The organism is Acidisoma sp. C75 (assembly GCF_054665095.1).
On sequence record NZ_BAAFHD010000006.1, the window covers coordinates 187,426 to 205,520 of the forward strand.

13 protein-coding genes are annotated in these 18,095 nt (G+C 66.7%); 8 read left to right on the plus strand and 5 right to left on the minus strand.

The annotated features are described in order from the left end of the window. The first annotated feature begins 71 nt into the window (after nt 1–71). The 3 genes from ACYQ7X_RS10155 to ACYQ7X_RS10165 all read left to right on the plus strand — a co-directional run bounded on the left by ACYQ7X_RS10155 (nt 72) and on the right by ACYQ7X_RS10165 (nt 3,267). Nucleotides 72–1,271, plus strand: a complete 1,200-nt coding sequence (locus ACYQ7X_RS10155; RefSeq protein ID WP_459696898.1) for an HlyD family secretion protein — start codon at nt 72–74, stop codon at nt 1,269–1,271. Beyond that, a complete protein-coding gene (locus tag ACYQ7X_RS10160) occupies nt 1,268–2,869 on the plus strand; it encodes a DHA2 family efflux MFS transporter permease subunit (RefSeq protein ID WP_459696899.1) in 1,602 nt (533 codons plus the stop codon). Before ACYQ7X_RS10155 ends, ACYQ7X_RS10160 begins: the two co-directional genes overlap by 4 nt. 89 nt (nt 2,870–2,958) lie before the next feature. Then, nucleotides 2,959–3,267 (plus strand): hypothetical protein, encoded by a 309-nt coding sequence (locus ACYQ7X_RS10165; protein ID WP_459696900.1) that lies wholly within the window; start codon nt 2,959–2,961, stop codon nt 3,265–3,267. Between the two features lie 39 nt (nt 3,268–3,306). On the opposite strand, the gene ACYQ7X_RS10170 is transcribed toward ACYQ7X_RS10165, so the two are convergent. The 4 genes from ACYQ7X_RS10170 to ACYQ7X_RS10185 form a co-directional block, all read right to left on the minus strand. Next, complete coding sequence (locus ACYQ7X_RS10170) at nt 3,307–4,176, minus strand: bestrophin-like domain (RefSeq protein WP_459696901.1); 870 nt, start codon at nt 4,174–4,176, stop codon at nt 3,307–3,309. Between the two features lie 43 nt (nt 4,177–4,219). Further along, nucleotides 4,220–5,351, minus strand: a protein-coding gene (gene prfB / locus ACYQ7X_RS10175; protein WP_459696902.1) for a peptide chain release factor 2 whose coding sequence is annotated in 2 segments (ribosomal slippage) — nt 4,220–5,281 and nt 5,283–5,351 — 1,131 coding nt in all. Because the reading frame shifts where the segments join, the coding sequence is not laid out codon by codon here. 8 nt (nt 5,352–5,359) lie between these two features. Continuing rightward, nucleotides 5,360–8,068, minus strand: coding sequence for a penicillin-binding protein 1A (locus ACYQ7X_RS10180; protein WP_459696903.1), 2,709 nt, complete (start codon nt 8,066–8,068; stop codon nt 5,360–5,362). Nucleotides 8,069–8,159: 91 nt separating this feature from the next. Next, the gene (locus ACYQ7X_RS10185; protein WP_459696904.1) at nt 8,160–9,032 is read right to left on the minus strand and encodes an N-acetylmuramoyl-L-alanine amidase family protein; all 873 of its coding nucleotides are present in this window, start codon (nt 9,030–9,032) and stop codon (nt 8,160–8,162) included. Nucleotides 9,033–9,583: 551 nt separating this feature from the next. Here ACYQ7X_RS10185 and ACYQ7X_RS10190 point away from each other — a divergent pair. From ACYQ7X_RS10190 to ACYQ7X_RS10210, 5 genes are all read left to right on the plus strand, one after another. Further along, nucleotides 9,584–12,781, plus strand: a complete 3,198-nt coding sequence (locus ACYQ7X_RS10190; RefSeq protein WP_459696905.1) for an Rne/Rng family ribonuclease — start codon at nt 9,584–9,586, stop codon at nt 12,779–12,781. A 534-nt stretch (nt 12,782–13,315) separates the two neighbouring features. Further along, nucleotides 13,316–14,377, plus strand: coding sequence for an acyltransferase family protein (locus tag ACYQ7X_RS10195; RefSeq protein ID WP_459696906.1), 1,062 nt, complete (start codon nt 13,316–13,318; stop codon nt 14,375–14,377). 41 nt (nt 14,378–14,418) lie between these two features. Next, on the plus strand, nt 14,419–15,741 hold the full coding sequence (gene proS / locus ACYQ7X_RS10200) for a proline--tRNA ligase (RefSeq protein WP_459696907.1): 1,323 nt from the start codon (nt 14,419–14,421) through the stop codon (nt 15,739–15,741). Next, nucleotides 15,741–16,994, plus strand: coding sequence for a lipoprotein-releasing ABC transporter permease subunit (locus tag ACYQ7X_RS10205; RefSeq protein ID WP_459696908.1), 1,254 nt, complete (start codon nt 15,741–15,743; stop codon nt 16,992–16,994). Before proS ends, ACYQ7X_RS10205 begins: the two co-directional genes overlap by 1 nt. Next, nucleotides 16,987–17,667, plus strand: a complete 681-nt coding sequence (locus ACYQ7X_RS10210) for an ABC transporter ATP-binding protein (protein WP_459696909.1) — start codon at nt 16,987–16,989, stop codon at nt 17,665–17,667. Before ACYQ7X_RS10205 ends, ACYQ7X_RS10210 begins: the two co-directional genes overlap by 8 nt. A 3-nt stretch (nt 17,668–17,670) precedes the next feature. Here ACYQ7X_RS10210 and ACYQ7X_RS10215 read toward each other — a convergent pair whose 3' ends face one another. Next, nucleotides 17,671–18,015: a hypothetical protein gene (locus ACYQ7X_RS10215; RefSeq protein WP_459696910.1), complete on the minus strand. Its 345-nt coding sequence runs from the start codon at nt 18,013–18,015 to the stop codon at nt 17,671–17,673. Nucleotides 18,016–18,095 lie beyond the last annotated feature (80 nt).

Genomic DNA, 18,095 nt, shown 5'->3' on the forward strand with positions numbered 1-18,095 from the left:
CGGGCGCGAGGTGCTGATGGCAGGCATCGCCCCGAAGTGTCACTCCTGCCCAGGTGGAGAGAAGGCCTATCGTGAGCGGCAGTTCGGACAAGACCCCCGAGACAGGCGACGCGCGCACCCAGGGTGAGGCGGCGAAGCCCGAGGCCAAGCCGGAAGGCGGGGGCAAGCCCCCCAGCGGGCGCCGGAAAATCCTCCCCCGCGTCATCTTCCTGGCCGTGCTCCTCATCGCCGGCATCGGTTTTTTTGCCGACTGGTGGTTGCATCGCAACGAGATCAGCACCGACGACGCCTTTACCGACGGCCGCGCCGTCTCCATCGCACCCCGCGTCTCCGGCCAGGTGACGGCCCTGCTCGTCAACGACAACCAGTTTATCCGTAAGGGTCAGCCGATCATCACCATCGATCCGCGCGATTATCAGGTCGCGGTCGAGAAGGCACAGGCAGCCCTCCTGCAGGACGAGAGCGAACTGAAAAGCGCCGAGATCGCGCTCGACAAGGCCAAGGTGACCTATCCGGCGCAACTGCTCAACGCGCAAGGCGCGCTCGAAGTGGCGCAGGCCAACCTGCTCAATTCGCAGCAGAATTATCGCCGCCAGCATTCTGTGCCGCGCGCCGCCACCACCCAGCAGCAGATCGATCAGGCGAATGCCGGCGTGCGTCAGGCCGAAGGCCAGGTGAAAGAAGCTCAGGCGCAGGTCGATTCCGCGAGCCTCGTTGCCCAGAACGTCGCCACCGCCCGGGCGAAGGTTGACGAGCTGAAGGGCCTGGTGGGCGCGGCCCAAGCGAGCCTGGACCAAGCGAAGCTCAACCTCTCCTACACCACGGTGCGCGCGCCGCAGGATGGCTGGGTGACGAAGCGCAATGTGGAGCAGGGCTATTACCTTCAGGCCGGCCAGACGATCATGGATCTGGTGGTGCCCGAGGTGTGGGTGACCGCGAATTTCAAGGAGACGCAACTCACCCGCATGCGGCCGGGCCAGGAGGTGACGATCGCGGTGGACGCCTATCCGCAATTGCATCTCATCGGCCATGTCGGCAGCCTGCAGATGGGCACCGGGAGCCGCTTCAGCACCTTCCCGGCGGAAAACGCGACCGGCAATTTCGTGAAGATCGTGCAGCGCGTTCCGGTGAAGATCATCATTGATCGCGGGCTCGATCCGCGGCTGCCGTTGCCGCTCGGGCTGTCGGTGGAGCCGGTGGTGCATCTTGACCGCTCGGTGCGGGATGGCAACCAGCCCGGCCGCGAGAATGAGGTTCCGCCCAACTCATGAGCGGTTCAGCGGATCGACATGCTGCCGAGGATGCCGCCTGGCGTCCGAAGACCAACCCGTGGCTGGTGGCGATCGTCGTCACCATCGCGGCCTTCATGGAAATTCTCGATACCACGATCGTCAACGTCTCCCTGCCGAATATCGCGGGCTCGGTTTCGGCGAGCTATGACGACGCGACCTGGACGCTCACCTCCTATCTCGTCGCCAACAGCATTGTTCTGCCGATCTCGGGCTTCATCGGCCGGCTGATCGGGCGGAAGCGCTATTTCCTGCTGTGTATCGGCGGCTTCGTGGTCTTTTCCTTCCTCTGCGGCACCGCCACCTCGCTCACGCAGATGGTCATCTTCCGGCTCTTTCAGGGGCTCTGCGGTGGCGGGCTGCAGCCCAACCAGCAGGCGATCATCCTCGATCATTTCGAGCCGAAGAAGCGCGGCTCGGCCTTCGGCGTCGTCGCCATCGCCGTGATCTTCGCCCCCGCGATCGGCCCGACGCTCGGCGGCTTTCTCACCGATAGCTATTCCTGGCGGTGGATTTTCTGGATCAACATTCCCGTTGGCCTGATCGCGCTGTTCGCCGTGGCCGCCCTGGTGGACGACCCGCCCTGGGTGCGGCGGCAGAAGGCGCGCATCGCCGATACCGACTGGATCGGCCTTTGTCTCATCGCGCTCGGCATCGGCTGCCTGCAGATCTTCCTCGACCGTGGCGAGGACAAGGACTGGTTCGGCTCCTCCTTCATCGCGCTGATGGCGGCCCTCGCCGCGGTCGGCATCAGCGGGGCGATCGTGTGGCTCACTACCACCGACAAGCCGATCGTCGATCTACGCGCCTTCAAGGACCGAAATTTCGCCATCGGCACGGTCATGATCGTGGGCGTCGGTGGGGTGCTCTATTCGGGCGCCGTGCTGGTGCCGCAACTCGCCCAGCAGGCGCTCGGTTATACGGCGATGCTCGCGGGCCTGGTGCTGTCCCCTGGGGCTTTGGCGATCGTGCTGCTCATCCCGGTCGTCACCCGGCTGCTGATGCCGAATGTGCAGACGCGCTTCATCATCGCTTTCGGCTTTATTCTGATCGGCGCCTCCTACATCTATTCGAGCACGATCGTCGATGAACAGGTCAGCTTCTGGACGCTCGTCTATGCCCGCATCTTCCAGGTTGTGGGCCTCGCCTTCCTCTTCGTCCCGGTCAGCACGATTTCCTACATCACCTTGCCCCGCGCGCTGAACAATGATGGGAGCGCGCTCTTCGTCATGCTCCGCAACGTCGCCGGATCAATCGGCATCTCGCTTGCGACCGCCGGGATTACCGAGCGCGAGCAGGTTCATTCGGCCTATCTGCAGCGCTACATGACGCCTCTCTGGGAGCCTTTCGCGACGCTCGAGCAGCAGATGACGGGCGCCATGCACAGCCTCGGCTATGTCGGCCAGCAGGCATCCACCATGGTCCGCGCCGAGATCTACCAGATGCTTAGCGCCCAGGCGGCGATGCTCGCCTATAAGGATCTATTCGTCTATTGCGGCATCGCGGCCTTCTGCGTGGTGCCGCTGGCCTTCCTGCTGTCCTCCTCCAAAGGAGGGGGCGGCGGTGGTGGCGGGCACTGATTGGGCCGATCCGGCGCGGGTGCTTGACCGCAGGCGCCCGAGCAGACACATCTGCCCTCTCTTCATCGGACCAGGCGGACCATCGAGCCATGAGCGACGACCAGCAGACCCCCGCCCTTCGCGCGCAAGCGCTCGCCCGGCACCTGCGCGAACAGGGCCATATCCGTGAAGCCGAGCAGATCGAGGCGACGCTCACCGCCGACGGGAGCGTGCCGGAGGCCGAGCCGGCTGGCCATGGCTTCCTGCATGCCTTGCGCGATGCTTGCCAGACGGTGCTGACCGCGATCGAAGCGATCGACCCGGTCTCCATCACCGCCATCAACGAACTGCGCCTCGAGGTGGACAAGCACCTGCTGCCGCACGGCGCCGCGCCCGTCCATCGTGATGATAGGCCCTGACGAGGGGCTCCGAGCTTCCCGCCACTGCCGGCGGCCGCCTTACTCGCAGCCGGCGAGCGCCTGGCAGGTCTGGCTGAAGGGGCCCGGCATGCCCTCCGGCAGCGAGAGCATGATCCGGATGGCGCCGCGCAGCGGCGCGCTCGAAATGCTGAAAATGCCGGTATAGGGCGTGTAGAGGTCGATGATGACGAAAAGCGCGCTTGCCAGCGCGACCGCGCTCAGCGTCATCGTCATGGCATTGACGTGGTTGAGCGGCGCGCTGAGGCCGAAGCACAGGTAGATCACGATCGCCCAGAAGACGAGCACGGCGAAGAAGGGCGTGGAGAGGCTGCCGCGCGATGCTTCGACGATATGCCAGCGATCGCCGATCGCGACCGTCATCAGCCGCTCGGCGGTGGCGAGGCGGCGGGTCTGGGCCGCGTCTCCGGAGGGAAGGGATTGCAGGGCAGAATCGGCATCCTGCAGCATCTGCCCCAGATTCGCGGTGGTTTCGCCCATCCGGCGGGGCTTCGAGGCCGGCAGGCGGGGGTAGTAATTGCCCGGCGGCGGCGCTTCGTCAGACCAGATGATGGCGGTCGCGGCGGCGGCATAGCGCACCAGGCGGTGGCGGATCGGCACGGCTTCGGGCCCGAGTTCGGCGAGCGTATAGTCAAGCTGCACCAGGGTCGCGCCGAAGCCGCGGACATCGTTCTGGAGATTGTCGAAGTCCTTCTTGGCCGAGGTGATCAGCAGGCCGAGCACGATGGCGGCAAAGGTCGCGAGCAGCATGACGGTCGTCTGCAGCAGTTCGATCGTCTCGCGATTGCTGTGATGCTCGGGCCAGCGCTTTCTAATCGTGGCGCCGAGGCAGACCGCGAGCAGCATGAAGGACAAGGCGACGAGCGAAATCCACGGATTTTCGAGCGACATGGCGGGCCTTACCTCTCATCCGGCGGGGAGAGGTACGGCACCCTCATCGCGCGGCGGCGCTCGCCTCGCTGCGGGTCGCCCCGACCCTCGCGGCCAGGGCCGCCGCCATGAATTCGTCAAGCTCGCCATCCAGCACCGCCGCGGGATTGCCCTTTTCGACGCTGGTGCGCAGATCCTTCACCAGCTGATAGGGCGCAAGCACGTAGGATCGGATCTGGTGCCCCCAGCCGATATCGGTCTTGGCGGCGGCGGCCTCGTTGGCGGCGTCTTCCTGCTTCTTCAGCTCAAGCTCGTAGAGCCGCGCCTTGAGCATCGCCATGGCGGTCGCGCGGTTGCGGTGCTGGCTGCGATCCGTCTGGCAGGCGACGATGATGCCCGTCGGCACATGGGTGATGCGGATGGCGCTTTCCGTCTTGTTGACGTGCTGGCCGCCGGCGCCCGAGGCGCGGAAGGTATCGACCTTGAGATCCGCCGGGTTGATCTCGACCTCGATCGTATCGTCCACCTCAGGATAGACATAGACGGAGGCGAAGCTCGTCTGCCGGCGGGCTGCGGAATCGAAGGGGCTGATGCGCACCAGGCGATGCACCCCGGCTTCTGTCTTGAGCCAGCCATAGGCGCTCGGCCCATTCACCTTGATGGTCGCGGACTTGATCCCGGCCTGCTCGCCTTCGGAGGTTTCGAGGATCTCGACCTTGTAGTCGTGCTTCTCGGCCCAGCGGGTGTACATGCGCTGGAGCATCTCAGCCCAATCCTGGGCTTCTGTGCCGCCGGCGCCGGCATTGATCTCGAGATAGGCGTTGTTGCCGTCCGCCTCGCCCGAAAGCAGGCTCTCGATCTCGCGCAGCTTGGCTTCCTCGGCCAGCCGCTCAAGGCCTGAGACCGCCTCTTGCACCATCGCCTGGTCACCCTCGGCTTCCGCCATGGCGACGAGGTCGATCGTATCGGCAAGCTCCGTCTCGATCCGGCGAACGGCCTCCACGCTGGTCGCGAGCCGCGTGCGCTCGCGCATCAGAGACTGGGCGAGGGCGGCGTCATTCCAAAGCGCGGGGTCTTCCGCGCGCTGGTTCAGCTCGTCAAGGCGGGTTGTGGCGACATCCCAGTCAAAGATGCCTCCTCAGCAGCGTGACGGACTGCCTGATCTGATCGGAAAGGGCTTCGGTCTCGGCGGACATGGGCGGGCCTAATACAGCCCGCCTACGGGATTGTCGATACCATTGCCGCCACCTGCCGCGGGCGTGGCGGCGGTAGAGGCATTGCCATCGCCGCCCACGGCAGCGCCCGCGGCACCTCCCGCGCTCGCATTGGCCGGTGGCAGATCGACATTGCCGCCGCTCGGCTGGCCGGTCTTGAAGGCCTCCATGACCCCGCCGGTGCTCCGCATCTCGATGCCGCTCGGCTGCGGGAAGGGCACTTTCGGCTCGTCCTTCAGCGCATAGGTCATGATCTGGTTCCACACCGGGCCGGCGACCGTCGCGCCCTGCTCGTTCGCGCCGAGCGACTTCGGATTGTCGAAGCCGACCCAGACCGAGGTAAGGCGCGTCGGCGTGAAGCCGGTGAACCAGGCATCCTGGAAGTTCTCGGTGGTTCCGGTCTTGCCGGCCGGCGTCCATGGCTGGAGGCCGCGATCGGCGACGATGCCGGTGCCGTTCGTCATCACACCCTGCATCATGGTGACGAGCTGGAAGGTGCTCTGCGGATCGGCAAGCTGGCTGCCGCGATAGGCGAGGGCGGGCGGCCGGCTCGGGTCCGCATTATCGCAATTGGTGCAGACCACGTTCGGTGCGCGGTAGATGACACGCCCTTGCGGATCTTCCACGCGGTCGATGAGCGTCGGCGTCACCTTCCGCCCGAGCTGGCTGAGGCCGGCATAGGCGCCGGCGAGACGCATCATCGTGGTATCCATGGCGCCGAGCACGGCGGGGTAGATCAGCGGCATCTTGTCGAGCACGCCGAAATCCTGCGCAGTCGTCGCGATCGGCTGCAATCCGATGCGGGCGGCGAGATGCAGCGTCGCGAGATTAATGGAGTCCTCGAGCGCCTTATGCAGCGGGATGGGGCCGAGGAAGTTCGCCTCGTAGTTCCCCGGCCGGTATTGTGTTCCATCCGGCATGTTGATGACGAAGGGAGCGTCGAGCACCGTCGCGTCAGGCGCGATGTTCTGCTCCATCGCGGTGAGATAGACCATCGGCTTGAAGCTCGATCCCGGCTGGCGCTCACCCTGGGTCACGCGGTTGAACTGGCTGAGGCCGTAGCTCCAGCCCCCCGCCATGGCGAGGACGCGGCCGGTCGCCGGGTCCATCGTCATCGCCGCGCCCTCGACTTTGGGAACCTGGCAGAGCGCGACGATCGGGGCGCCGGCCAGTGTTTTCGCGCTCGTCGCGCCTTCGTCGTCGATCTTGGCCTCGGCGCTCGGCGGCTCGACCATCACGACATCGCCGGGCTTGACGATATCGGCCATGCTGCGCGGCACTGGCCCGATGCCGCCCTTGGGGTCTGCCCGCCGCGCCCAGCGCAAGCTGGCAAGGTCGAGCGTGCCGTGAACCGGCGCCCCGAGCGCTCCGCGCTGGGCGGGCGGGCCAAGCCAGGCGACATCGGCGGTGCGCGCGGCGGTGCTGAGGACGACCGCGAGCCGCCAGCTCGGCAGCATCCCGGCCGGCTGGCTCACCTTGGCGAGGGCGGGCGCCCAGCTGCTGCCCGTGATATCGATCTGGCCCACAGGGCCGCGCCAGCCGTCATGATTGTGGTCGTAATCGATCAGCCGATGGCGGAGGGCCGCATCCATTACCTGCTGAAGCGCCGGATCCAGGCTGGTATAGACGACGAGGCCGCCATCGGTCGCCCGCTTCTCGCCGAACAGCTGGATCAGCTGCTGGCGCACGGCATCGGCGAAATATTCCGAGCCGGGCACCGTTTGCGGCCGGCCGCTGGCCTTGGTGAAGAGCGGCTCGGCGCGGGCCGCGTCGGCCTGGGCGCTGGTGATGGCGCCATCCGCCAGCATCCGCCCGATCACCCAGTTGCGACGCGCAAGCGCCGCCTGCGGATGGCGATAGGGATCGTAGTTCGAAGGCGCCTTCGGCAGCGATGCCAGCATCGCATCCTGCGCGATCGTCAGCTTGTCGAGCGGCTTGTCGAAATAGGCGGCGGCGGCGGCGGCCACGCCATAGGACTGCTCACCGAGATAGATCTCGTTGAGATAGATTTCGAGGATACGCTGCTTGCTCATCGCCTGGTTGATGCGGATGGCGAGCACGGCTTCCTTGATCTTGCGGACGAAATTGATCTGGTTTTGCAGCAGGATGTTCTTTGCCACCTGCTGGGTGATGGTGGAGGCGCCGATCGGCCGGCGGCCGGACCCGATGAGGGTGAGATCGGTGACGCCGGCGCGGACGATGGCGAGCGGGTCGATCCCCGGTTCGTGCCAGAAATTCTGATCTTCGGCGGAGATGAATGCCTGGGCGACGAGGGGTGGGATATCCTCGAAGGGGGTGTAGATCCGCCGCTCGGTCGCGAGTTCAGAGACGAGCTGCATATTGCTCGCATAGACCCGGCTCATCACCGGCGGCTGGTAGTTGCGCAGCCCGTCGATGCTCGGCAGATCGGCTGTGTAATAGCGGAACAGGGCGTAGGTTCCGATGCCGCCGGCGACCACCAGGGCCGCGCCGATGCCGAGCAGCGTCGTCACCGCCTTGGCGGCATGAAAGCCGGCGCCGCTCCGCCGGCGGGCCTGCCGCTTTGCCCGCGCGTCGGCCGGCCTGCGCCGGCCTTTGCCCTGTCCCGGATCCTCGGGCGGGCGGCCATCGTTTCCGCCGCCGTTATTCTTGCCGCCGCGTCCACCGCCGCCCGAGCTGGGGCGCGCTATGGGATCGCCGGCTCTGAGGGGGCCGGGCATCAGGCATCATTCCTTATATCATCGAGGCGCGACAGGCCGCCCGCCGGGCGGACATAGGACCGAGGGGGTGATTGCGCCAGAGCGTTCTTCGCTATCCCGCCATTCGGGCAGTTTTCTGTGCGATGTACCAGGCGTCCACGGCATTCTTCATGGCGAGCGTAATGCGGTCCCGATGGGCGGCCTGGCGGAGCGCGGACTCGTCCTTGTAATTGGACATGAACCCCATCTCGACCAGAACGCTTGGGATTTCGGCGGATTTGAGCACAACAAAGGCGGCGTGGCGGGCCGGCCGGGTGAGCATATCGGTCTCGGTCGCCAGTTCGGAGACCATGTCCTGCTGCAGGCGCGCTGACCCGATGCGGGTTTCCCGCCCGACGAGGCTCGCCAAGATCCGCGCGACGGCGGGGGAGACGCCCTTGAAATGCGGGCCGGCGAAGCGGTCCGAGCTGTTTTCGCGCTCGGCGAGAACCGCCGTCTGCGCGTCCGAGGCATTGCTCGACAGGGTATAGACGCTGGCGCCGCGCACTGCGGGATCGGGGATCGAATCGGCGTGCATCGAGACGAAGAGATGCGCGCCGCGATCCTGGGCGATGGCGACGCGATCTTCGAGCGGGATGAAATGATCGGTGCTGCGGGTCATCGCTACGCGGTAGCGACCGCTCGCCTCGAGCCGGCGTCGCAGCTCCAGCGCCGAAATCAGCGCGATATGCTTCTCATAGGTGCCGGCGACGCCGATGGCGCCCGGATCCTTGCCGCCATGGCCGGGATCGAGCATGATCAGTGGCGCATCCTTAGGCGCCGGCCGGGCGAGCAAGGCTTGCCGGTGCAAGGCCCGCCGCTCGGCCGCCCATGCTACGGCCGGGCGTAGCCAACTCGGCAGCAGAACCGTGGCGCTGACGCCGAGGCTCAGCAGCAGGCGGCGCTCTGCCATGCGTGCATTCGGTTCGAATGGCGCGTCTGTCATGCGGAAAGCTCCGACCGGGGCCCAGGATCAGCAGGCGCTTGTTCATACTCTTGTTTCGAATAACAAGCTTATCGCCTGAATGTAAATGAATTATACTATTTGTAATCTGGCAAGGCCCGGTGGCGCCTGGCGGGCGCCGGGCTGCTCTTGCAACGGCAGGTGGTTTAGGCCATTTTGCGCGGTAGATTCTGAAGAAGGCTGGGCCTGATAGCGTGGCTCCCTTTTCAAGGGTCTGGAGCATCTGCCGGAACCGGCCGCCCCGCGGCCCGGACCTTGGATCGGTGGCGCCATGCCATGCGGAGCCTCGGGCGGCCGATGCCGGAGGCTGTCGTTTCAGCGATTGCCTGGCCGTCAGCCGGGCGCGCTTATCACATCTGAGTTAGGGATCCGTCCGACGTTTATGACCGCTTTTCTCACACCAGCGCGCATTCCGCTGCCGAGAGCCCGGTCAGTTTCGCCGTCGTGTACGGGTCTTCCCCCCCAATCACCCTTACTGCGCCGCCCTGCGGTGGCCGCGCTCCCCAGCGGAGCGCGTCGGAGTTTTGCGTATTATGACCAAACGTATGTTGATCGACGCGACGCACCCGGAGGAAACCCGTGTCGTCGTTCTTGACGGGACCCGCCTAGAGGATTTCGATGTCGAAACCTCGATCAAGAAGCAGATCAAAGGCAATATCTATCTCGCCAAGGTCATCCGGGTCGAACCTAGCCTGCAGGCCGCTTTCGTGGAATATGGCGGCAATCGTCATGGCTTCCTCGCCTTCAGCGAAATCCATCCGGACTATTACCAGATCCCGGTAGCCGACCGGCAGAAGCTGCTCGAAGCGGAAGAGGCCGCCGCCCGCGCCGAGGCCGAGGCCGAGGCCGCCGAGGAAGCGGCAGAGGAGGCGGCCGAAGTCGCCGCCGCCAGCCGGCCGATCACCTCCGAGCTTGATGCCATCGAACCCGCCTTCGAAGCAGCGGAAACGCTCGCAATGGAGGAAGACCAGGCGGCTGGGCGCGCCCAGCCGGCCGCGATGGTGCGCGAGATCGTCATCGGCGAGGTGCCCCCGGCCGACGCGGCGGGGGATGACGACGCTTCTGGCAAAGAGCCGCCGGCCACGGCCGGGGACGCGCGGGCGGAGAGCGAATCCGCGGCGGAGATAAGCGACGAAGCGGCTGAGGCTGCCGGCGAGGATGCCGGGCCGGAAGCGCCGGAAACCTTCGGCGGCAGCGATGGCGGCGAAGAGAACGGCGATCGCCGTCCGCCGGCGCGCTTCGTGCGCAACTACAAGATCCAGGAAGTCATCCATCGCCGGCAAATCCTGCTGGTGCAGGTGGTGAAGGAAGAGCGCGGCACCAAGGGCGCGGCACTGACCACCTATCTCTCCCTCGCCGGCCGCTACTGCGTGCTGATGCCCAATTCGCCGCGCGGCGGCGGCGTTTCCCGCAAGATCACCTCGGTCGCTGATCGCAAGCGCCTGCGGGAAGTCATCAAGGAAGTGGATATGCCGGCCGGCATGGGGCTCATTGTGCGCACCGCCGGCGCCAACCGCCCGAAGCCGGAAATCCGTCGCGACTGCGAATATCTGTTGCGCTTGTGGGATGATATCCGTGACCTGACGCTCCGCTCCGTGGCGCCTGCGCTGGTCTATGAAGAAGCCAACCTTATCAAGCGCACCATCCGCGACGGCTATACGCGCGATATCGAGGAAGTGCTGGTCGATGGCGAGCCGGCCTGGAAGGCCGCGCGGGATTTCATGCGGATGTTGACGCCGCAGCACGCTGCGCGGGTTCAGCTTTGGCGCAACAACGATATGCCGCTCTTCGCCAAGTATCAGGTGGAGACGCAGCTCGAATCGATGCTGACGCCGACGGTCCAGCTGCGGTCCGGCGGGTATCTGGTGATCAACCAGACGGAGGCGCTGGTCGCGATCGACGTCAATTCCGGCCGCGCCACGCGCGAGCGGAATATCGAGGAGACCGCGCTCCGCACCAATCTGGAAGCGGCGGACGAAGCTGCCCGCCAGCTCCGCCTGCGAGACCTGGCTGGCCTCATCGTGATCGATTTCATCGACATGGAGAGCCGCAAGCACAATGCCATGGTCGAACGGCGGATGAAGGAGGCGCTGAAGAACGATCGCGCCCGCATCCAGGTCGGCTCGATCAGCCATTTCGGCTTGCTGGAAATGAGCCGCCAGCGCCTGCGCCCGTCGCTCGCGGAGACGGCACTCGTCACCTGCCCGCATTGCGCCGGCACCGGCACGGTGCGCAGCGTCGAAAGTTCGGCGATCCACGTGTTGCGGGCGATCGAGGACGAGGCGGTGCGCCGCCGCTCGGCCGAGATCAACGTCTATCTGGCCAGCGCCGTCGCCATGTACATCCTCAACCATAAGCGCGACCGGCTGATGGCGATCGAGCGGACGCATGGCCTGCAGGTCGTGCTCCTGGCCGATGACAAGCTGGTCCCGCCGCAGGTGCGGATCGAGAAGGTGCGCCCCTATATCGCGGCCGAGGTGCCGGCAGGCCCTGGCGCGCCGATCGCCATGGATTACGCGGCGCGCGAAGATGTGGCCGAGGCCGAAGAGCCGGTGGCAGCCCCCCGGCCGGCCGCGCCGGCCGCGGCCGAGGCTGTCCCCGCCGAGGGCGAGGCGGGTCGGGGCGAGGAGAGCGGTGATCGCCGCCGCCGCCGCCGCCGGCGCCGCCGTGGCCGCCGCGAGGAGAATGGCGAGGGCGCGCTTTCGGCCGCGGCCGGGGACGAGGATGGGGAGGAGTTCGAAGCCGAGGGCGATGCGTCGTCCGCGGATGCGGCGCCCGAGCCGGGCCCTGCGCCGCAGGAACCTGCCGTGCCGCCGATGCCCCGCCCCGCGCCGCAGCCCGGACCCTATGAGCCGGGCCGCGCGCCCGAACTGCCGCCGCCGGGCCAGCCCGGCCCGGAACTGCCTGAGCCAGGCGAAGCGCGCCCGGAAATCCAGCCTCCCGCAGAGCCTGGGCCCGAACTGCCGGCCGCTTTCGCCGCGGAAGGCGAGGAAGGCGAGGCCGGGCGCAATCGCCGCCGTGGCCGCCGCGGCGGGCGAGGACGCTCGGGCCGGACGCCGGCAGAGGTAGCCCCGCCGCCGGCGCCTTCCGGCTATCGCGGGCCGACCCCGGCCGATCCCTATTTCGGCCAGATCGACGCGCTGTTCGCCGCGCTGGAGCCGGAGCAGGCGCCGGTCGCGATCGAAAGCAGCCCGGCGCGCACTGCGCCGCTCCCTGAGTCGGTACCGCTCCCGTTGAGCGAAGCCCCGGCCTCGGCCCCGGTCCCTGAGGTGGCGGAGGCGGTCTCGCCCCTGCCGGCGGAGGCCGCGCCGGCCGAAGGAGCGCCTGCGGAGCCCGTGGTGGAGGAGAAAGCGCCGGCGCGGAAGCCGCGTGCCAGCCGCGCGCGCAAGCCAAAGCTTGCCGAAGCGGGCGTAGAGACGGCGCCGGAGCCGGAGGCCCCCGCGTCTGGCACGGCACCGGCCGATACGATGTCGGCCGAGGGCGGAGCGGCCACAGCCTCTCCGGCGGACGCCGAGGCGAAGCCTGCCCGCCGGCGGCCGGTGCGGCGCACGCGCGCCACGGCGGACGCACCACCGCCCGCTCCCGCGGCCCAGGGGGCTGACGCAGCGCCGGATGGGGAATCTGGCACAGCGGCAAACCCTGCCCCGGCGGCAGGGCCTGTTATCAAGCCGATCGTGATCGGTGAGGATACGCCTGCGGCCGAAAAGCGACGGGGCTGGTGGCGCCGCTAAGGCGCATCCCGGGCGGTTAGCATCCGCCCGGGAGCGAGGAAGGAGAGCGGGTTCCGGCAGCCTTGGTCGCCGGAACCCGCTCTTGCTTTGTGGGGGTGATCAGAAACGGGGCCACGGGCATCCCGTGGGCGCGGTCTTCACCGCGCGGAGGGTATGGCGCAAGGCAAGCAGAGTGCGCCCCGCGCCATCGGGCTGACGGTCTGCCTGATTTTTGGGCGAGCGTGGAGAACTGACCAGAATTTGGGCTAACTCCCGCGTGGAATCACCCAAAAAAGAAAAAGCAGCCCCCAAAATGATTGGACGCTGCATCGCAAAAGATCCATTATTCCAGTCACGGATGAGGTTGATCCTCGTTCTGCCGTGTGACTGGCGTTTCCTCCCTAAACTTGGCCCGCTGCGCTTGAGCGCGCGGGCCTTTTCTTTAGCTCTCCGCCCCGGCTCTGTCACGCATTAATATCGGTTTGCGGATTGTTTGGTAAAAGTTTTCGTTTTACTGAAATCCGAAAATGTCCTGCTGGATGCGAAGACAAGCGAGTGACCGATAGCCAGAATGCGCAGGCGGACTTGCCGGAACTGACCGCCCTGCGTGGGCTCTTCGCTTTTTGGGTTTTTCTCTACCATACCAACCTTCACCTGCTGTTCGCGCCGCCCCATGGGGCGGTGGGCGCCGGCTATCTCGGGGTGGATGGTTTCTTCATCCTCTCGGGGCTGGTGCTCGGCCACCGCTATCCGCGCCTTGCCTGGCGCCCTCCCGCGCTTGCGCGCTTCTGGTGGCGTCGCTTCATCCGGCTTTATCCGACCGTTCTCGCCATGCTCGGGCTGCTGATTGCCTTGTTCCTCGCCGCCGCGGCGGCGGGCGTGCATCCGCACGACGCCTTGCGCGCCAGTGGACGGGAGCTGCTGCTCCAACTCCTGCTGCTCAACGGCCTCGGCTTCGCCGCCGGCTGGACCTGGAATTACCCGTCATGGTCGATCAGCACCGAATGGGTCGGCTACCTGCTCTTCCCCCTGCTGGCGGCCGGGGTGATGCGGCTGCGCCTGGCTGCCTGCCTGCTCCTGCTGGGGTTCTGCGCGGGCTTCCTGGTCTGGCTCGCTGCCACCGCGCCCGCCGGTCTCAACCTCAGCTATCAGGGCGCCTTGCCGCGCTTTCTGCCCGATTTCCTGGCCGGCTTGCTGAGCGCCCGGCTGCTGTTGCTCGGCTACCTGCCGAAAGGCTCTCTCCTGCCCATCCTCGCTCTGGCCATGCTGACCCTCGGCCTCGCGCTGCACCCGCTGTTCCAGGCGAGCGATGCCGTGATCGTGATCGGCCTCTGGCTGCTGCTCGCCGCGCTGGCGCCGGTATCTCGCCCGCGTCTTGCGCGCATCCCCGGGCTCTCTGGCTTCGGCCGCCTCTCCTATTGCTTCTATATGGCGTATGCGCCGGTCGAGGTGGTCTTTGCCCGGGGCGCCGCGCGGCTCGGCAGCCATCCTGCGCGATCGCCGCTGCCCTGGCTCCTGCTCCTGTTCCTGGCCGATCTCGGCCTCGCCTGGCTCACCGCTCGTTTCGTCGAGCGCCCTGCGCTGCGCCATCTGGCGGGGAAGCGCGGGGGAGGGTAGTTTCCCGCACCTTTGCCCGACCGTGAAAGAATCCTGCCCTCATGCGCTTATCCCACAGCCTGATCCCGACCCTCAAGGAAGTGCCTGCGGAGGCGCAGATCGCCTCGCATCGCCTCATGCTGCGCGCGGGCCTGGTGCGGCAGACCTCCGCCGGCATCTATGCCTGGCTGCCGGCAGGGCTCAGGGTGCTCAACAATATCGCCAATATCGTGCGCGAGGAGCAGAACGCGGCCGGTGCGCAGGAAGTGCTGATGCCGACGATCCAGCCGGCGAGCCTCTGGCAGGAAAGCGGGCGCTACGAGGACTACGGTAAGGAGATGCTGCGCATCCGCGACCGGCATGAGCGGGACATGCTCTACGGCCCGACCAATGAGGAGATGATCACCGATCTCTATCGCCAGTCGGTCAAGAGCTACAAGGAACTGCCTCAGATCGCCTACCATATCCAGTGGAAGTTCCGCGACGAGGTTCGCCCGCGCTTCGGCGTCATGCGGGGCCGCGAGTTCCTGATGAAGGACGGCTATAGCTTCGACCTTGATTATGCGAGCGCCGTGAACAGCTATCGCCGCATGATGCTGTCCTATATGCGCACCTTCCAGCGCCTCGGCGTGAAGGCCATCCCGATGGTCGCCGATACCGGCCCGATCGGCGGGGATCTCTCCCATGAATTCATCATCCTGGCGCCGACCGGCGAGAGCCAGGTGTTCTATGATGGCGCTTTCGAAACGATCGACTGGGCGGGCAGCGATTTCGACTATGAGAGCCCGGCCGATCTCGAACGCTTCTACGGCCTGCTCACCGCGACCTATGCCGCGACCGACGAGAAGCATGATGATGCCACCTGGGCCCAGGTGCCGGAGGCGCGCAAGCGCGAGGGGCGGGGCATCGAGGTCGGGCATATCTTCTACTTCGGGACGAAGTATTCGGCGGCGATGAACTTCACCGTCGCCGGGCCGGACGGCCAGAAGGTCTATCCCGAGATGGGCAGCTACGGCATCGGCGTCAGCCGCATGGTGGGCGCGATCATCGAGGCGAGCCATGACGAGGCGGGGATCATCTGGCCCGAGAGCGTGGCGCCCTTCAAGGCAGCCATTCTCAACCTCAAGCAGGGCGATGCGGCGACCGACGCCATGGCCGAGGATCTCTACGCCAAGCTCAAGGCGCAGGCGCTTTATGACGACCGGGCCGAGCGGGCCGGCGTGAAATTCGCCGATGCCGATCTGATGGGCCATCCTTGGCAGATCATCGTGGGGCCCCGTGGCGCGGCTGCCGGCCAGGTCGAGCTCAAGCACCGCGCGAGCGGCGAGCGGGCGGAGCTCAGCCTCGATGCTGCGTTGAGCCGGATCGGGCTGGCCGCCTCCTGATGTTCGGGCGTTTCGAGCGAGCCGTTGCCGGGCGCTATCTGCGCGCCCGCAAGGGAGAGCGTTTCGTCTCCGTCATCGCGATCTTCTCGCTTGTCGGCATCGCGCTCGGCGTCGCCACGCTGATCATCGTGATGAGCGTGATGAACGGCTTCCGCCAGGATCTGCTCTCCCGCATCCTCGGCCTCAACGGCGATCTCGGCGTCTATGGCGCCGGCGGCACCCAAATCACGCAATATGAGCCGATGGTGCAGACCATCCGCGGCATCCCCGATGTCACCTCCGCAGCCCCCGTCTTGCAGAGCGAGGTGCTGTTGACCGGGGCGCAGGGCGGAGCGACCGGCGGGGTGGTGCGGGGCATGAGCCGCGCCGATCTCGAGGCGCAACCTGCGGTTGCGAACCATATGATCGCGGGGTCGATCGACGCCATGCGAGGCGATGGCTCCGTCGTCATCGGCTGGGATCTCGCGCGCAAGCTCGGCATCTCGCTCGGCTCGGATATCACCTTCGTCAGCCCCCAGGGCAATGCCACAGCGATCGGCACGATCCCGCGGATCGCGAGCTACAAGGTCGTCGGCATCTTCAATGTCGGCATGCAGGAATATGACGCGACCTTCGTCTTCATGCCGCTCGCCGCAGCCCAGACCTTCTTCAACATGCCCGGCCGCGCGACGCAGATCGAAGTCTCGGTCAAACATCACGATCAGGTCGGGTGGGTGAACGCCGCGATCCGGCGGGCGCTCGCGGGCAAGCCGATCCAGGTGATCGACTGGCAGCAGTCCAACGACAGCTTCTTCGCGGCGGTGACAGTGGAGAGGAACGTCATGTTCCTCATCCTCACGCTCATCATCATCGTCGCCGCCTTCAACGTGATCTCGTCGATGATCATGATGGTGAAGGACAAGACGCGCGATATCGCGGTGCTGCGCACGCTGGGCGCCACGCGCGGCGCCATCATGCGCATCTTCCTCATGGCCGGCGCCTCGATCGGGGTGACGGGTACCGCCATCGGCTTCGTGCTCGGCGTCGTCTTCTGCGCCAATATCGAGCGCATCCGGGTCTTTATGGAACATCTGACGGGCACCACCCTGTTCGACCCGACGGTCTATTTCCTGGAGCAGCTGCCGGCGGTGCTCGATTGGGGCGAGGTGACGACGGTGATCGTCATGTCTCTCGCCCTCTCGCTGCTCGCGACCCTCTATCCCTCGTGGCGCGCTGCGCGGACCGATCCTGTCGAGGCGTTGCGCCATGAATGAGCCGCTGATCATGGAGGCGGTGGCCCGCCGCTACCGCACGGATGCGGGCGTGCTCGATGTCCTGACCGGGATCGACCTGACCTTGCGGGCGGGCGAGATCGTCGCGCTCGTGGCGCCGTCCGGCTCGGGCAAATCGACCCTGCTGCATCTCGCCGGCCTGCTCGATCGGCCGGATGGCGGGCGCGTGCTGATCGACGGGCGGAATGCCGGCGCGCTATCCGATCCGGCGCGCACCGCCATCCGGCGGGATCGGGTGGGCTTCGTTTACCAGTTCCACCACCTGCTGGCTGAATTCACCGCGCTTGAAAACGTCGCACTCCCTCAGATGATCGCCGGCAAAGGGCGGCGCAGCGCGGAAGCGCGGGCCGAGCGCCTGCTCAGCTCCTTCGGCCTCGCCCATCGGTTGAAGCATCTGCCTGGCAAGCTCTCGGGCGGTGAGCAGCAGCGGGTCGCGATCGCCCGGGCACTCGCCAACGCGCCCGCCTTGCTGCTGGCCGACGAGCCGACCGGCAATCTCGATTCCGCGACCTCGGATGTCGTGTTCAACGAGCTTTTGAGTGCGGTGCGCGGCGAGGGGCTGGCTGCCCTGATCGCCACCCACAACCCGGAGCTTGCCAGCCGGATGGACCGGCGGGTGACATTGAAGGCAGGCCGGCTGGCCGACCTGCCCTGAGCCTCATGCCCAGACGCTGACGGTGGTGGCGGAAACCCCGGCCTCGGACCCGACCGAGGCGGTGTGCGAGGTGGCGGTGCTGACGACGGCACCGACATCGTTGGTGATCACCGTCGTCGTCACCCCATCCGCCCGCGTCGTCACGGTTTGGGTATAGCCGGGTGGGGAGACAGCGGTGACCGTGGTGCTTACAATCATATTGGCGGCGGGATTGGCACCGGCCCCGACTGGGCTCGGCGGCGCCGGTGCGGCGGCGGGAGCGGGGGGCGGGGCCGCAGAAGCGGCGGCGGCGGGGCTTTCAGGCGTGGCCAGGGTGGCGGCTGCCGGACCGGTCAAGCTCGGGTTCATTGTGCCTCATCCATGATCTGATCAGGGGCGGTTCATCTCTCCTGAAGACGCTCTTCAGGTTTGGTCATCTCTCCGATTAG

Bases quoted from the DNA above. Each gene is read 5' to 3' on its own strand.
- ACYQ7X_RS10215 (WP_459696910.1), bottom strand. From the start codon at position 18,015: ATGAACCCGAGCTTGACCGGTCCGGCAGCCGCCACCCTGGCCACGCCT.
- proS (WP_459696907.1), top strand. From the start codon at position 14,419: ATGCGCTTATCCCACAGCCTGATCCCGACCCTCAAGGAAGTGCCTGCG.
- ACYQ7X_RS10160 (WP_459696899.1), top strand. From the start codon at position 1,268: ATGAGCGGTTCAGCGGATCGACATGCTGCCGAGGATGCCGCCTGGCGT.
- ACYQ7X_RS10205 (WP_459696908.1), top strand. From the start codon at position 15,741: ATGTTCGGGCGTTTCGAGCGAGCCGTTGCCGGGCGCTATCTGCGCGCC.
- ACYQ7X_RS10180 (WP_459696903.1), bottom strand. From the start codon at position 8,068: ATGCCCGGCCCCCTCAGAGCCGGCGATCCCATAGCGCGCCCCAGCTCG.
- ACYQ7X_RS10170 (WP_459696901.1), bottom strand. From the start codon at position 4,176: ATGTCGCTCGAAAATCCGTGGATTTCGCTCGTCGCCTTGTCCTTCATG.
- ACYQ7X_RS10165 (WP_459696900.1), top strand. From the start codon at position 2,959: ATGAGCGACGACCAGCAGACCCCCGCCCTTCGCGCGCAAGCGCTCGCC.
- ACYQ7X_RS10190 (WP_459696905.1), top strand. From the start codon at position 9,584: ATGACCAAACGTATGTTGATCGACGCGACGCACCCGGAGGAAACCCGT.
- ACYQ7X_RS10210 (WP_459696909.1), top strand. From the start codon at position 16,987: ATGAATGAGCCGCTGATCATGGAGGCGGTGGCCCGCCGCTACCGCACG.
- ACYQ7X_RS10185 (WP_459696904.1), bottom strand. From the start codon at position 9,032: ATGACAGACGCGCCATTCGAACCGAATGCACGCATGGCAGAGCGCCGC.